This window comes from Granulicella sp. 5B5 (assembly GCF_014083945.1).
In the GTDB taxonomy this organism is placed as follows: domain Bacteria; phylum Acidobacteriota; class Terriglobia; order Terriglobales; family Acidobacteriaceae; genus Granulicella.
In genome coordinates, this window is the sequence record NZ_CP046444.1 from 1,754,024 (window position 1) to 1,770,008 (window position 15,985).

10 protein-coding genes are annotated in these 15,985 nt (G+C 62.6%); 7 read left to right on the forward strand and 3 right to left on the reverse strand.

Annotated features, from left to right (window positions below; all coding sequences use genetic code 11):
• The first annotated feature begins 22 nt into the window (after positions 1–22).
• From GOB94_RS07365 to GOB94_RS07375, 3 genes are all read left to right on the forward strand, one after another.
• The gene (locus GOB94_RS07365; RefSeq protein ID WP_182278182.1) at positions 23–3,376 is read left to right on the forward strand and encodes a carboxypeptidase-like regulatory domain-containing protein; all 3,354 of its coding nucleotides are present in this window, start codon (positions 23–25) and stop codon (positions 3,374–3,376) included.
• 268 nt (positions 3,377–3,644) lie between these two features.
• Positions 3,645–6,794, forward strand: a complete 3,150-nt coding sequence (locus GOB94_RS07370; RefSeq protein WP_182278183.1) for a TonB-dependent receptor — start codon at positions 3,645–3,647, stop codon at positions 6,792–6,794.
• A 130-nt stretch (positions 6,795–6,924) separates the two neighbouring features.
• Complete coding sequence (locus tag GOB94_RS07375; RefSeq protein WP_182278184.1) at positions 6,925–7,917, forward strand: rhodanese-like domain-containing protein; 993 nt, start codon at positions 6,925–6,927, stop codon at positions 7,915–7,917.
• 5 nt (positions 7,918–7,922) lie between these two features.
• Here GOB94_RS07375 and GOB94_RS07380 read toward each other — a convergent pair whose 3' ends face one another.
• Both GOB94_RS07380 and GOB94_RS07385 read right to left on the reverse strand, forming a co-directional pair.
• Positions 7,923–9,113 carry a geranylgeranyl reductase family protein gene (locus tag GOB94_RS07380; protein WP_182278185.1) on the reverse strand — a complete coding sequence of 397 codons (1,191 nt, stop codon included), beginning with the start codon at positions 9,111–9,113 and terminating at the stop codon, positions 7,923–7,925.
• Between the two features lie 35 nt (positions 9,114–9,148).
• Positions 9,149–10,234 carry an LLM class flavin-dependent oxidoreductase gene (locus tag GOB94_RS07385; protein WP_182278186.1) on the reverse strand — a complete coding sequence of 362 codons (1,086 nt, stop codon included), beginning with the start codon at positions 10,232–10,234 and terminating at the stop codon, positions 9,149–9,151.
• A 128-nt stretch (positions 10,235–10,362) separates the two neighbouring features.
• Here GOB94_RS07385 and GOB94_RS07390 point away from each other — a divergent pair, with 128 nt between their 5' ends.
• Genes GOB94_RS07390 through GOB94_RS07405 form a run of 4 tightly spaced genes read left to right on the forward strand, consistent with a single transcriptional unit; the run spans position 10,363 to position 13,396 of the window.
• Positions 10,363–11,409: an extracellular solute-binding protein gene (locus tag GOB94_RS07390; RefSeq protein ID WP_182278187.1), complete on the forward strand. Its 1,047-nt coding sequence runs from the start codon at positions 10,363–10,365 to the stop codon at positions 11,407–11,409.
• Between the two features lie 26 nt (positions 11,410–11,435).
• Positions 11,436–12,263 carry an ABC transporter ATP-binding protein gene (locus tag GOB94_RS07395; RefSeq protein ID WP_182278188.1) on the forward strand — a complete coding sequence of 276 codons (828 nt, stop codon included), beginning with the start codon at positions 11,436–11,438 and terminating at the stop codon, positions 12,261–12,263.
• A gap of 20 nt (positions 12,264–12,283) precedes the next feature.
• Positions 12,284–13,033, forward strand: coding sequence for a metallophosphoesterase family protein (locus GOB94_RS07400; RefSeq protein WP_182278189.1), 750 nt, complete (start codon positions 12,284–12,286; stop codon positions 13,031–13,033).
• Positions 13,034–13,042: 9 nt separating this feature from the next.
• Positions 13,043–13,396: a cupin domain-containing protein gene (locus tag GOB94_RS07405; RefSeq protein WP_182278190.1), complete on the forward strand. Its 354-nt coding sequence runs from the start codon at positions 13,043–13,045 to the stop codon at positions 13,394–13,396.
• 11 nt (positions 13,397–13,407) lie between these two features.
• On the opposite strand, the gene GOB94_RS16995 is transcribed toward GOB94_RS07405, so the two are convergent.
• Complete coding sequence (locus GOB94_RS16995; protein ID WP_275943227.1) at positions 13,408–15,855, reverse strand: patatin-like phospholipase family protein; 2,448 nt, start codon at positions 15,853–15,855, stop codon at positions 13,408–13,410.
• Between the last annotated feature and the right edge of the window lie 130 nt (positions 15,856–15,985).

Here is a 15,985-nt window from a genome sequence, read left to right on the forward strand (position 1 = left end):
ACGGACAACTCAGGAGACGTATATGACGCGAACAAACATCTTCCGGAAGGCAGCCCTATTTTTTGCAGTGGCGCTGCTCACCGGCTCCGCTTTTGCCCAGTCAACGACGCAGGGTGCCATCACAGGAACCGTGGAAGATTCTACGGGGGCGGCGATTCCCAGCGCCACGATCACGATTCACAATAACGGCACGAACGCGGAGCTGCACCTGACGGCGGACGCGAGCGGCGTATTTAACGCGCCACTGTTGGAGCCCGGAACCTATACGGTGAGCGTGACAGCGTCCGGCTTCAGCAACTACAAGGCGACCACGGTGGTGGTGCAGGTTGGCCAATCCACGACCATGGAGCCGCACCTGGCAGCAGGCGGCAGCAGTGAAGTGGTCGAAGTGACGTCAGAGACCCCGGTGCTCAACTTCGAGTCGCCTGACTTCTCGACGAACTTGAACCAGCAGGCGTTGGCGAACATTCCCATCAACAACCGTCGCTGGTCGGCGCTGGCCCTGACAACCCCGGGTGTTGTGTCGGACTCGAACGGCTTCGGTCTGATCAGCGTTCGCGGCGTCAGCCCCATCTTGAACAACGTCCTGATCGACGGTGCGGACGACAACCAGGCGTACTACGCGGAAGAGCGCGGAAGAACCCGCGAAGCTTATTCGACCTCCGGCAGCTCGGTGCGCGAGTTCGCGGTGAATACGGGCGTCTATGGTGCGGAGTATGGCCGCGCAGCAGGTGCGGTGATCAACTCTGTGACCAAGAGCGGCACCAACGATCTGCACGGCGAGGCATACTTCTACGATCGCGAGAGCAAGTGGAACGCTTATAACGACTTCACCAAGTTGAGTGTGTTAACGACAGGCCAGTATGTATCGACGCCACTGAAGCCGGAAGACCTGCGCAAGATCTATGGCTTCACCGTTGGCGGCCCGATCATCAAGGACAAGCTGTTCTGGATGTATACGTTCGACGAGCACCACCGGGCATTCCCAGGTATCGCAATCCCGAACTCGCCTTCGACTTTCTATACTCTGCCGAACGCAACGCTGCCGACCGGCGTTACCTGCGCGAACACGGGCAATGGTTTGCTGACGGGAACCGATTCGAATGCAATCGACCCCCAGGTCTGCCTGCTTGCAGCGCGCCAGGGCGAGTCGTATGCAGCGGCAGCCGCGCAGTGGACCGCGGGCATCGCTTCGCTCAACAGCGACCTGGGCACCGTGCCGCGCTTTGGCAACCAGGAGATCAACACGCCGAAACTGGATTGGCAGATCAATGATAAAGAGCGCGTGAGCTTCCTGTATCACCGCCTGCGGTGGGACTCGCCGGGTGGCGTTCAGACCGGCGCAGCCCTGGACTATGGTGTGGACTCGTGGGGCAACGACTTCGTAAAGCTGGACTACGGCTTGACGAAGCTGACCAGCATCATCCGTTCCAACATGAGCAACGAGTTGCTGTATCAGTACTCGCGCGAGTTGAACGATGAGAGCCAGCAGCCTTACAGCCAATACACTCTCAACAACCTCATCGGCTCGGGGGCTTCGGCCGGCAACGCGGTGCAGGTTGGGTTGGACACGAGCGTGTTCGCCAACATCGGCTCGGAGTATTATGGCTATCGCAAGGCACTCCCAGATGAGCGTAAGTGGCAGGTAGGCGATGTGCTCCATATCCAGAAGGGCAATCACAACATCGCTGTCGGCGGTGACGGGTTACGGAACGCTGACCTCATCAACAATACCTACGAGAGCAACGGAAGCTATAGCTACAGCTATCTCGGCAACTACTTCAACGATCTTCTGAACGCGAAGGCTGGAAAGGGCGGCAGCTGCGGTTCGCAGTCGGGTCAGAATCCCACCGCTACAGGCACGCAGACCGGTTGGACCGGCACGCTCCAGTGCTATGGCACCTTCTATCAGGGTTTCGGCAATCCTGTGTTCGGGATCGCAACGACGGACTACAGCATGTTCGGCCAGGATAACTGGAAGGCGATGCCGCGTCTGACGCTGGAACTCGGCCTTCGCTACGACTATGAGTTTCTTCCTTCACCGCAGTCGAACCTCACCACGGCGGCGACGGGCTTTACGCCTTACGCGCAGCTAAACAACCATCCGAGCGACAAGAACAACCTTGGTGCTCGCCTTGGTTTCTCCTTCGATGTGTTTGGAACAGGCAAGACGGTGTTGCGCGGCGGTTACGGCATGTTCTACGGCCGCATAACGAACGGCGTTCTGCTGAACGTTTTGCTGAACACTGGTAGTCCGAACGGCCAGTACACCACAAGCGTGAAGCCGACCTACACATCGCCGGCTCCCCCCACTCTGCCGAACATCCTTACGGGCGCCTCGGCTCCGACGCCAAGCTCATACTTCCTGGCCAAGAACCTGCAGAACCCGATGGTGCATGAGTTCGACCTGATGGTGCAGCAGGACCTCGGCAAGGGCACGGTACTGCAGATCAGCTATCTCGGCGCACTCGGCCGCGAGCTGCCGAACTTCCTCGACCTGAACCTGGACCCCACGACGGTCGAAAATGTAACGATCTCGCTGGTAGCTACCGGTGGCAACCTCGGACCGGCCGCAAAGCTGGGTTCGAGATTCGTTGTGCCTACCTACACAAAGTACGGCAACACCGCTTTGTTTGGACCGCAGGCAACCTCGTACCAGGCGATCACGCAGGTGACGAGCAACGTGAACTCAAGCTACAACGCGTTCGTCGGCGAGATCCAGAACCGTTCGATCAAGAACCTGGAGTTCGACGCCAACTACACCTGGTCGCACGCGCTGGACTTCAACCAGCAGGCCACAACTACCGTGACCGGAAACAGCTGGTACGATCCCTTCAACAACCCACGCATCAACTATGGCAACTCGTCGTACAACGTGCCTAACCGTTTCGTCAGCTATGTGATTTACTCACTACCCAAGCTTGAGGGCAATGCGTGGTACACGTATCTGAGCAATGGCTGGAAGGTAGATACATCCTTCCAGATGCAGAGCGGCCTGCCCTACTCGGCATCGGTCTCCGGCTTCACCGGACCGGGTGTCGTGTCGGACTGGAATGGTTCGGGCGGAACGACCATTATCCCAGGCCTCGGCCTGAACACCTACAAGCAGCCCCGCAAGATCGTGGATGACCTCCGCGTAGAGAAAGACTTCCGGGTCTACAAGGACTACAACCTCGAGTTCCTTGCGCAAATGTTCAACATTGCGAACCATCAGAACATCGACGGTATCAACACAACAGCCTACAAGCTGGGCGGTACTGGTGCGGCCGGTACGGCCACCTACCAGTCAACCTTCCAGCAGGTTACGAGCAGCAACAACAGCGGCTTCCTCTACACTCCGCGGCAGATTGAAATTGCTGCGAAGTTCACGTTCTAACAGAGGCAGCAGCAAAGAGAAAAGAGCGGTGGCTTCGGCTGCCGCTCTTTCTCTTTGCGGGTGTGGGGCTTTCCAAGAGCGCTCGACTCAGTTAGGCTGCGAGAACACATATACGTTCGTGGATGTGCAACTCCTGCTGGATTGAGGAGCCCCGGCCTGTCGGCTCTCCGGGGCGGAGTGGTGCCGAGTGTCGCTGCAAGAACGCGAGGAAAGAAAGACTGCCGTTGCGCGCCGAGCTGTGCCGGTCGCACTGGCACTCGCTATGTGCATGGCTCTGGCAGGCACAGCCAGCGCGCAGCAGTCACCCAGTTCAATTCAGCCGGCTCTCACGCAGAGCCTCACGCCGCTATCCGCTCCAGATGACACCGACGCATGGATAGCACAAAACACGGATCTTCCTCTGCGCTTCGATATGCCGGAGGCCCTGCAGGCGCTGCGTTCCTCCGCGAACGATGCAGCTTCGACCGCGCGAGATATCGGCAATGCTGGCGAGGAGGACGAGAACTCGTCGTCGCGCGGCGCGGCGGACGATGGCGCAGCCGCGAGCGGGCTCAGCTACGGTGGGCTCTCCACCATTGAGAATGAGACGACACTCGACGGCTTGAGTGCCCAGCAGAGCTTTCGCGCTGGGCCGCGTGGAGCAGCGGCCGGCGGAGCTCGCGGTGGTTCGATTTATGCCATCGGCGCTCTGCAAAGCCTGCGGGCGACTACCTTCGGCGGGGTGCTGACGATGTTCTCCGCTCAGTACGGTGGCGCAGGCGGCGCGATGCGGGCAGAGACACGGGCCGGGTCGCGCAAGCTGCATGGCAGCGCGGAGTGGATCAGCGAAGAGAGTGGGCTGGCGGCAACCAACCCGTACTCGCTCGCGACCTCCTACAACAACGGCACTGTTACCTCGGCGTTGGTGAAGCCTGCGGGTGCAATGAACCAGTTCAGCCTTGCTGCCGGGTTGCCGGTCACGTGGCACGCACTGCCCTCGCGCCTGCGGAAGAGCGTGGCTCTGTTTGGGGCACTGGATGCGCAGTTGCGCGACGACAAGATTGTATCTTCGCCAGCTGATCCCGAATTCTTCTCACTCACCGCGATGCAGGTAGCGCTGCTTGGCAATCGCCGTGTGGGCGTAGCAGCAACCAACAGCGCACTAAACTACCTCAGCAGTCTCACTGGGACGACTTCACGCAGCGCCTACCGGCTGACCGGCCTGCTGCGCGCCGATGCCGATGTCAGTGCCAGCGATCATATCACCCTCGCCTTCAACGCGCATCGTGTGGACGCCGTTGCCGGAGCAGCGCTGGGTCAGGCGTCGGACGCGGTGGTTGCGCGTGGAACTGGCAGTCTCGGCGATAGCTTTGTCGCTGTTGAAGCCGGTAGCGCGCATTGGGAGCATCGCTTTACACCGAGGCTGCTGAATGAGCTGCGCGGGCAAGTGTCGCATGACCTGGAGTATGAGCAGCCGCGTGCGCCTGATCCGCAGGAACCCGCGATCGGCCCCGGTGGTCTCGCACCAGAGGTCTCCATCGCGCCGCTTGGGTTTGCCTATGGCACGCCGTCGGCACTGGGCCGCAGAGCCTATCCGGATGAGTTGAGGACGCAACTCGCCGACACACTGCATTGGCGCATTGCCCGCAACCTGCTCACGCTCGGTGCCGGCTGGAGCCGCGTTCATGACCGCATCGCAAACGTAGCGGCGGCCGAGGGTTCGTTCGTCTACGACAGCGGCAACACCAACGGGCACGATGGCGGCCTCGTAGATTGGATCACCGACTACACCTTCAACGTGAACGCCTATCCGAACGGCGGCTGTCCCAGCATCGTTGCGACGGTGCACTACTTCTGCTTCCGCAGCTACACGCAAGGCTTCGGCGCTAATGCCACGGAATTTTTCACGCATGAGGTCGCTGGTTTCGCTGAAGATGCGCTGACGCTTCGCGATGACTTGCGTGTCACGCTGGGCGCACGTTACGACTATCTACTGCTGCCGTTGCCACAGAACCCGAATTCCGTTTTGGACTCCGACCTTGCAGCCGCGAGCATCACGGCACAGACTTCGCGATTTCCCGAAGACCGCAACAACTTCGGTCCGCGGATCGCACTCGTATGGTCGCCACTCGCAACTCGCAGCAAGCTACCGGTGTGGCTGAAAGCGGCGACGATGCAGGCAGGCTACGGCATCTTCTTTGGCCGCGTGCCCGGAGCAACCATCCGTGCTGCGCTGGCCGATACAGCGATGCCTGCGACCTATGAACACATCCGCATCACGCCGACGACGATCACGCAGTGTCCGCAGGTGACCAGCGTGAACCAGGGCTTCGGCTACCCGTGCGCCTTTACATCCGCGCCGCCCGCAGCCGTTGCTCAGACTACCTCAGCCACTTTGTTCGCGCGCAACTTTCGGATGCCGATGGTGCAGCGAGGTGCCTTCACACTGGAGACCGATATCCGCAACCATCTGCATCTGCGCGCAAGCTACGCGCTGGCCTACGCGAAGCAGTTGCCCGCAACCACGGATGTGAACATCGCGCCGTCGCCGGGTGCTGTGCAGTATGTGCTTCAGGGCGGCGATGCCCCCGGCGAACGCTGGCCCGGCCTGCATACAGGCGAGACCTTTGTCGTGCCGCTGTATACGCAGCGAATGGTGCTGGAGTACGGCGCGGTGACGGAAGTCGAGTCCAATGCGAACGCCTACTACAACGCCGCAACGCTGGAAGCCGCGTGGCGCAGCCATGGCTTCTACGTGCGCGGCAGCTACACCTTTTCACGATCCATCGACGACGGGCCGCTGCAGTCGGCGACGCCGAACCTCGATAGCCAGTTCGACCCGTTTGCCAACGGCTATGACAAGGGCCTCTCCAGCTTGCAGTTTCCGCAACGCTTTGCGGGGGAATTGCAGTACGAGACACGCTGGCAGCGCGGCACAGCCCGCGAGCGGCGCATCCTGAGCGGCTGGCGCGCGGCCGCGATTGCGACAGCGGGCAGCGGCGCGCCGTATAGCTATCAGGTCTTTGGCGGCCAGCGCCTCTCCGGTGGGTATGAGTCGATCAACGGCTCGGGCGGCGCAACCTATCTGCCGACCGTGGGCCGCAATACGCTGCGGCTGGCGCCACGCGGTAATGTGGACCTGCGGCTCGGGCGCATCGTCCATGCAGGCCAGCGGGTGCGGCTGAACCTATTTGCCGAAGCCTTCAATGCGCTCAACGAACGCAACCTGACTAGCCTGCAGCGACGCGCATTCATCCTGGGGACAAACAACACTATCGGCAGCTTGCCCACCGGGCTGCCTACTCCGCTCGTCTTTCAGGACGCCGCCGCAATCGCTACCGAAGGGCTGACGACGCTGCCCTTTGGCACACCCAGCTCCTCCACCACCGGCATGAGCCGTGAGCGCCGCATTCAGTTCGGTATCCGTGCGCAGTTTTAGCCTGCCAAGCGACCGGCTTTGCTGGCCGCGCATCCAAGCAGAGTAGAAATAGAAGCGACATGGAATCGAGCTGCGAACGACCTCCGCAAGGCGGTGCCGCGTCGGGGCGCGATAGGAGCAAGGTAGGGCGATGGATCTGCTGCAGGTTATTGAGCATCACGGATACGCCGTCACGGCGATCGCTTTCTTTGCCGGATCGTGCGGGCTGCCGGTACCTCTATCGGTGGTGCTGCTGACGGCAGGCGCGGCAGCGCATGGCGGCAGCCTCAACTTCTGGCTGGTGCTCGCAAGCGCCTTTGCCGCTGCGCTGTTCGGCGATACGCTCATGTTCTTCGGCGGGCGCTACACCGGCTGGTGGCTGCTGGCTGGCCTCTGCCAGATCAGCATGAACCCGGACGTCTGCATCTTCAGCTCGGCGCACACGTTCCACAAGCGCGGCCCCGAGACGTTGCTGATCGCGAAGTTCATCCCCGGCCTTGGCACGGTGGCCGCGCCGCTCGCCGGCAGCCTGAATATGCGCCTGCCGCGATTCCTTCGGCTCGACAGTCTCGGTGTGCTGTTCTACGTCACTGTCTGGAGCAGCACCGGTTTCCTCTTTGCCTCGCTGCTGCGGAACGTTGTTCGCGGGGTGGAGCAGCTGGGACACGTCGCCGCCACCATCTTCATCCTCGCGCTCGCGGCCTATGTCTGCTGGCTCACCGTACGCTCCATGCGCGACTCGCGCTATGCCAGCGTGAACAAGGTGGCTGCGCAGGAGCTGCTGGAGCGGATGGAGATGCTGCACCAAGCTGCACACGACAGCCTCGTCGTAATCGCCGACGTGCGCTCGCACGGCTACTACGACCCCGGCATGCAGCGCATCAAGAATTCCATCCGCGTAGAGCCGAACCGTCTGCATGAAGAGCTGGTCGCACTGCGCGAGTTCATGGCGCCGGAGTGCGAGATCTATCTTTACTGCAGCTGCGCGCGCGAGGCCACCAGCGTTCGGGTCGCCAAGATGCTCGAGCAGGAGAGCTGCTCGACCAAGGTGATCCGCGGTGGCCTGAAGGCGTGGATCAAGGCGGGCGGCCCTACTGAACCCATCCCTCTCAGCGAGATCGAGCACCTGCCGCGCTTTGAGTAGCGAGGTCAGACGAACTGTTCGATGAGGGCCGCAACGAGCTTCGTCGGCGGCAAGCCGTCGGCGTAGGTCTTCAGAATGATCCGCCGCAGCAACGGATGCCGCATCGCGCGGAATCCCCGCTCCGGGTCACGGTAGAAACTACGCGCCGCGCGGGCGGAAAAAGCAAGCGTCCGCTGCAACGGGCGCAACTGTCTTGCATACGCGCTAGCGATATCTTTCGCGTTCGAGAGCACCGCAGCCGCGGCTGCCTGCCCACTTACGATCGCGGAGTGGATGCCTTCGCCCGTCAGTGGATCGACAAGCCCTGCCGCGTCCCCCACAAGCAATACGCGTCCGCGTGGAACATATGAGTCGCCGCCCATGCCGAGATACTGCCCGGTCACATGCGCGCCGATGGCTCCCAAATCGACGCCGAGCTTTCGCAACGTGTAGTCAGCAAGCAGCAAGCGGGTGACGCTCTTCAGAGAAATATCCACACTCTCCGCTGAAGGAGCAAATACACCGACACCGATGTTGATGTGATCGCCTTTTGGAAAAAGCCAGCCATAGCCGCCGGGCAGCGGCGCAAAGTCGAAGACGAGATCGGTGGGCGCGTCTCCGTCAGGCAACGGCTCAGTCAACACCGAATACGGGACACAGGCCTCCAGCGCGAAGCCACGCGCGTACCATGCGGGCTCATGTTGCTGGTACAGCAGACGGCGCGTTTGCCCGTTGGATCCATCGGCGCCGATGAGCACGGGCGTGGTGAAGGTCTGCGGGCCAGCGGCTGTCTCAACATCGAGCTCGACGCCGTCTCCGCCTTCGCGAATTGCGGCGATGCCTTCGATCTTCAACAACACGACGCTGCCGCCGTTACGGCCAGCGGCCAGTGTCTGTTGCAGACAAAATGCATCGAAGCGCTCACGTACCGCCATCGCGCAGATAAGATTTGGCGTGCGCACACGCACCTCGCGCCGGCTGGCATCGTCGGTTGCCTGCTGCAACACGATCTCATGGCACACGCGCTCCGTCACCGGTTCCACGGAGTAGCGTAGCGCGGTCAGCGTCTTGCGTGTGAGCCCGCAGGCGCAGGCCTTGTGCCGTGGAAAGATCCGACGATCAAGCAGCAACACACGCCGCCCGCCTTGTGCGAGATCGTAGGCAGCAGCGCAACCGGCTGGACCAGCGCCAGCGATGAGGACGTCGTAGGAGAGCATGAGCTGCTTCCAGTTTAGCGCTCAGCATTCGCTCGTTACAGCCCCATTGCCTCTGCCAGAAGGCTGTAGCTGCGCAGCCGTGCCTTATGCGAGTGCGTGATCGTGTTCACGATCATCTCATTCAGCTCCAGCTCGCGCGCAATGCGCAGCAGCTCATCGCGCACCCGTTCCGGTGTGCCAACAACGTAGCGCGGAAACTCCGTCTCCGGTTGATCGAGCGAGCCAGCCGTGAACGGGAACATGGGATTAGGCGCGGAAGGTATCGCCGCGAGCTCGCGCAGGGCATCCTCGGGTGTCGCCACGGGGCGGCGGTCATCCATCCGAATGCGGCGCTGCAGCAGCCGCACCGAGGCGTGCAGGTGATCAGCCTCTTCCTGCGTAGGCGCGACGATCGCACCGATAGCGATGGCGCTGTACGGCTCCTGAAGAGCGTCCGGCGCAGTGCTCGGCGCGAAGTTCCGCTGATAGTGGCTGATCGCGTCGCGAGTGCCATGGCCGGCGAAGAAGTGCGCGAACGCGTAGGGCAGTCCCTCGCCGGCGGCCGTCACCGACGACCACATCGACGAGCCCAGCAGCCACAACTGCGGAGCACCGGGTGAGTCCGGCGCAACGCGGATCTTCGCAAACGGATGCGGGCCGCGCGAATCGGCGTGTTGCGACCACATCTCAGGATGCAGAAATGCGCGCAGCTCGGCGAGCTGTTGCGGGAAGTCGTCGGGCACCGGACCCTGGCGGTTGCGGCGCAGCGCATAGGCCTCCAACTGCCCACCGCCGGGCGCGCGGCCGATGCCCAGATCAATGCGGCCAGGGAACATCGCCTCCAGCGTGCGGAAGACCTCCGCTACTTTGAGCGGCGCGTAGTGTGGCAGCATGATGCCGCCCGACCCCACGCGGATGCGCTTGGTCTCCGCGGCGGCGCGCGTAATCAGAATCTCTGGCGCCGTGCAGGCCAGCAGGTCCATCGCGTGGTGCTCGGAGTACCACAGCCGCGTGTAGCCCAACCGGTCGACGTGGCGTGCCAGGTCCAACGAATTCGCCAGCGCCTGCGCGGGCGTGGAACCATCCGGCACCGGCGACTGGTCCAGCACCGAAAGGCGAAGATTGTGAGAAGCCGCACTCATGACAATTGGATGTGCGTCAACGCCTTCAGGACTCCATGCAACGTTCCTGCGCAAAAGCCGTCCAATGTGGGTGTTCGCGTAGACTAAGCGCGAAGGCACGCTGCGGAGGCGTCCCGATGGTGCAAACGATGCGTGCTGGAAGGTGGTTGACGGCGGTTGCGATCTTCGCGACGGCTGCCTGCGCGTTTGCCCAGACCCCAGACAGCACAACCGACACCCAGAGCGCCTCTACTGATAGCCAGAGCACCCCTGCGAGCGCGCAGGACGGCGCTCCAAACGCGCAGGGCAAACCTACCACCAAGCCGCAGCCCAAGGACGCTGACAAGTCCAAGGTGAAAGAGGCCTACAAGCCACTGCTGCACGGCCAGCTCGTCGTCTGGCTGGTAGAGCCCTCCGGCCCGGGCCCAGCGATTGTGAACGCGGCAACACCGCAGCGCGCGCCCATCACTTACCGCGAAGCTACGCCCAGCACGCTCGGCCAGAACGCCAGTACCTACGGCACGGACGCGAGCAAGTACGGCGTCGATGCCGACAGCCGCACCATCGCGCGCGTTCCCAACAACTCCGGCCCGGACGCCGATACAAACGCTGCTACCAAGGCCGGCTATCGCGAGCAGACCTCCGGCAGCTTCGGCCAGGTAGCCAGCAATATGGGCACAGCGGCCAGCGACCATGGTCAGACCTCCGGCAGTCTCGGCATAACTGCCAGTAACTATGGTGTGGATTCCAGCAACTACGGCATCGACGCCAGCAACTTTGGGCATTCGCTGGGCGACCTCGCCGGTGCGGGCGAGCTGAAGCCCACGCCCGTAAGCCTGCCCTTCTCCGATCAGCTGCAAGCGTCGCTCGCGAACCGGTTTCCGAACCTGAAGGTGCAGTATCTCGATGTGGGCTCCAATGACGTGAAGACGCGACTGCGTGCCGCGATCTCAAAGGACTATCCCGACGTCATCATCCTCGATGGCTTCGCCACCACGTGGCCCGGGCTGCCGCAGGACGTCCGCGATGCGCTGCTCCACTACGAAGGCCCCACGCCGAGCGCGAAGGACCGTCGCGAGGGCCGGCTGCCGCCAATCTGGTACGTCACGCGCCACGCGCCGCACGCATCGGAGGCCCACGCTCTCGCCGTCTATCTGGACGACGAGGTGCATCCCATCGTCACCGACCAGCAGTAACGCGCCACATTCGCTATCCTCATTCTGTGGATGTCGTACAGGAACAGCGAACTCCGTTCGTCACAGTGGAAGGTCTGCGCGTGTCGTTTGGCGCGCACCAGGCAGTGCGCGATATCTCCTTCGCCATTGCGCCGGGTGAGACGCTTGGCCTCGTCGGCGAGTCAGGCTCAGGCAAGTCCGCAACAAGCCTTGCACTGATGCGGCTGCTGCCGCCTACCGCACGCCTCGAAGGCCGCATCCTGCTGGATGGACAAGATCTGCTGGCGCTGCGCGAGGAGCCGATGCGGCGGCTGCGCGGCTCCTGCATTGCGATGATCTTTCAGGAGCCGATGACCGCGCTGAACCCGGTGATGACCGTCGGCCGCCAGATCGCCGAAGCCCTGCTGGCCCACGCGCCGCGCACCCCTCGTCGCGAAGTCCGCGAACGCGTGCTCGCCGCTATGCACGAAGTCGCGCTGCCTGATCCCGCGCGCCGCATCGACGACTACCCACACCAGTTCTCCGGCGGCCAGCGCCAGCGCATCGTCATCGCCATGGCCATCCTGAACAAACCCCGGCTGCTCATCGCCGACGAGCCGACCACGGCGCTCGACGTCACCGTGCAGGCGCAGATTCTTGCGCTGCTCAAGCGCCTGCGCGAAGAACACAACCTGGCGATGCTCTTCATCTCGCATGATCTCGCCGTCGTCTCGCAGGTGGCCGACCGCGTCGCCGTCATGCGGCAGGGCGAGATCGTAGAACAGGGCGCCATGCACGACGTGCTCACACGCCCACAGCACCCCTACACGCGCAGCCTGCTGGCCAGCGTACCCACCATGTCCACCGACCGCGAGCGACCTCTGGCCACAGTTTGAGATAGACTAGCGTCCGTTGCATGCGAGCCTTGGTCATCTCCGATATTCATGGCAACTTCCACGCGCTGGAGGCTGTGCTCGCCGCAGCACCCGCACACGATGCTGTCTGGAACCTCGGCGATGTGGTTGGCTACGGCGCTCGCCCGAATGAGGTCGTAGAGCTGCTGCGAGGCATCTCCACGCTGGACGTGCGGGGCAATCACGACCGCGTCTGCACAGGCCTGACGAGCTCGCAGGGCTTCAACCCGGTCGCTGCAGAGGCTGCGGCATGGACGCATGGCACGCTGACGGACTCCAACCTGGAGTGGTTGAAGGCAATGCCCAAGGGCCCTGTGGCCGTCGGCGAAACCATCGTATGCGCGCACGGCTCGCCGCTGCATGAGGACCACTACATCCTCTCCATGCGCGATGCGTGGGCGCCCCTGCAGCGCATGGAGTCCAGCATCGCGTTCTTCGGCCACACACATGTGCAGGGCAACTTCTCGCTGCTGGAGAACGACTGGGAAGAAGAGCGCCCGCAGTATGCGGAGCGCGAAGCCGCAGCGCAACAACGGTTGGAACTTCGCGCTGGCACAAAGCACCTCATCAATCCCGGCTCGGTCGGCCAGCCGCGCGATATGGACTGGCGCGCCGCGTTCGCCATCTATGACGACATGGACTCCAGCGTAACCTTTCATCGCGTACCGTATGACGTAGAAGCAGCGCAGGCTGCCATCCGGGCGGCCAAGCTGCCGGAGCGGCTCGCCGCTCGCCTCCAGACAGGGCGATAACCTAACAAGATGACAGACACGGTCAACCTCGCCGAGAAGCTCGGAACCTTCAGCGACCACTGGTCGCCACGCACCGTTGCGCAGTTCAATGGTCATGATGTGATGGTGGTCAAGGTGCAGGGCGAGTTCGTCTGGCACAAGCACGATGAGACTGACGATCTGTTTCTCGTGCTCAAGGGCCTGCTCGAAATCCAGTTGCGCGACCGCATCGTCACACTGAGGCCCGGTGAGATGTTCATCGTTCCTCGCGGCGTCGAACATTGCCCGCGCGCACTGGAAGAGACGCACCTGCTGTTGATGGAGCCCACCGGCACACCGAACACCGGCGACGCAAAGACTGCCGCTCCGCGCAAGCTTGCATAACGCAGCCTCGTCTAGAAAAGCCTGCCCAGCGTGAAGATCAGCTTGCGCTCGCCACCGTTGCCGATGGCCGGCGCAACGGAGATCACGCCCAGCGGAGTCTCCGCAACGACGCCGAAGTACACATCCTGCCGCAGCAGATTCTCTGTAAACGGAGCGCGCATCTGCCCGATCTCATAGGCCCCGCCTACATACAGCCCGCCGTTGATCGGCGCCGGCAACGCGCGAATGCGGCGCAGATAGCCCGGCGTGGCCAGGAAGTAATCCGTGCCACGGTACTGGTCGATCGCGCTGGCCGACAGCCGCAGCGGGCCACCCAGCGTAAACCGGAACGGCTGCGCCACATTGCGATTGAAGTACGTGCCACCTTCGAGGTCCGCAAGAAAGATGTTCTTCTTCCCCAGCGTCTGCGCGAAGCTGATCTGCGTGGTGAACTCCGGAGCGTTCGGACTGCCCGGCGTGTCATACAAATAGCCGAATGTCGTCGTCGAGCGTATGCCATATTGCGGCACCAGCGCGCGGTCCTGCGAGTCAAACGTATATTGCGCGCGCACGTACTGGGAGTTGTTGGCATAGTCCGGCAGCCCATCGCTGCCCGTCGTCGTCTCCCAGCTGATGTAGTGGTCCTGCCAGCCGACGCGGACCTCCTGCTCGCGGCCATTGCCCCAGCCTGCATCCACCCCGCCGCCGCCAAACTCCAGCTGCCGCTCGGAGAGTCGCGTGTTACCCGAGAATGTTGAGCCTGAGTAGATGTAGTACGGCTGCCGGGAGAGGTCCATGCGCGGCGCAACAAAGTATCCTGTGTCGCCGAGCTTGCGATAGTACTCACTCTTCAACCGCGTCAAAAAACCCGCATCGATGTTCGTGCGCAACTCGCTGCCATACCCGCCGAGATCCTGATAGAGCAGGATCGTGTCCAGCGTGGCGCGCGTTACCCCACCGCTCTGCGCCGCGAAGTTGATGCCCACATCCAGAAATGGCGGCCCAGTCTTCTTGTCCGACACCGTTACCAGCAGGATCGGCCGCTGCGAATCGCTCGGGACAGCACTGTCATAACCAACGGTATAGTCGGCCTCGTAGCGGCCATCGCTGCGCACCTCGGCCAGCAGCTTCTCCACCTCATCGGTGTTGACCGGCTTGTCCACCAGCGGCGCAAACATCTTCTCCACAACGTGCTTCACCGCTGGGTCCGGCGCATTCACTGCGATACGCAACACATCCTTCACCGGCCCGCGCTCGCGCGCCGCACGCTGGTCGATATAACGCTTCCACTCGGCCTCATTCACCGCATACTTCAATAGCTCGGCCTTGTGCACCTCCGCGGCCTCGTAGCCGCGCTGCGCCAATTGCGTTGTCTTCAGATAATCGTTCGCGCCAAAGCCATCCACATTCGGCACGATCACGATATTCGCCAGCTTGCGCTCCTGGCGCTCGTTGTCTTCAATCGCCACCGCGAACGCCCGCTGCAACACGCCCAGGATCGAGTCGAGATCGCCCTTGCCGACCGGCTGCAGCGGCAGGCTCACCGCGATGACAACTTGCGCGCCCATATCCTTCACATCCTGCGTGGGCAGGTTCTTCAGGATGCCGCCATCGACATACTCATGCCCATCCAGGCTGAACGGCCGAAACACTCCCGGCAACGACGCCGACGCGCGCACCGCATCCGGCAGGCTGCCCCGCGAAAACGTCACCGAATCCGCATCGTTCAGGTCCGTCGCCGTGCAGCGAAACGGGATGGGCAGATCGTTGAAGTCCATCTGGTCGTTGTAGCGCAGAAACTCTTTATCCAGCAGCTCGTTCAAACCGGTGTCGGTCAGGATCGCATTGCGAAAGCTGATGCCATGCTTCAGCCCAATCGTGACAGCGTTGGGCAGCTCGCGAGAGTCCTCGCGCCGGCGGAAGCTCTCCGCCTTGTACGCCTGCTGGATGCGGAAGACACTCGTGACCGATTGCTCATTGAGCACATGCTCCATCTCTTCCGGAGTATGCCCGGTGGAGTATAGCGCCCCGACGATCGAACCCATGCTCGTGCCTGCGAGCACATCCACCGGAATGTGGTGCTCCTCAAACCAGCGAAGCACGCCTACCTCCGTCAACGCCAGCGCAGCGCCGCCGCCCAACGCCACACCAATCGCCGGCCTGTCCGTTGGCAGACCTTGCGGCGGAACCGAAGGGTCAAGAGGACCCAGCTTCAGCTTCTGTGTGCTGGCAGCCTCTTCCCCTGCGTTAGCCGGCTGGCTGTTGGTGTTATTTTTCTGATCGACCTTCGCCTGGCCCTTCTTCGGTTTGGAGGGCGCATCCTTGGTGCCGCTCGCAGCAGCGGACGCCGGGACCGCGGGCGTAGCGTCCGGCACCTGGGCTGCGGCAGTCGCAGCGAACAGCGCAAAGGCCAATCCACAGCACACGGCTCGCATCGGCCACACACGCCGCCGCGTGTCGATGGCAACCAAGGGGTCCAAGGAGTCTTCGTTCTGCACCATATCGACGTTCCGTTGCCGGCTCTCCAAAGTTCAGGCCCTCTACACGCTAACGCTACAGCACAACAGGAGACTCTCTGCTGTGATGCGCCAGCGCGGCGCCGAGTGGTAT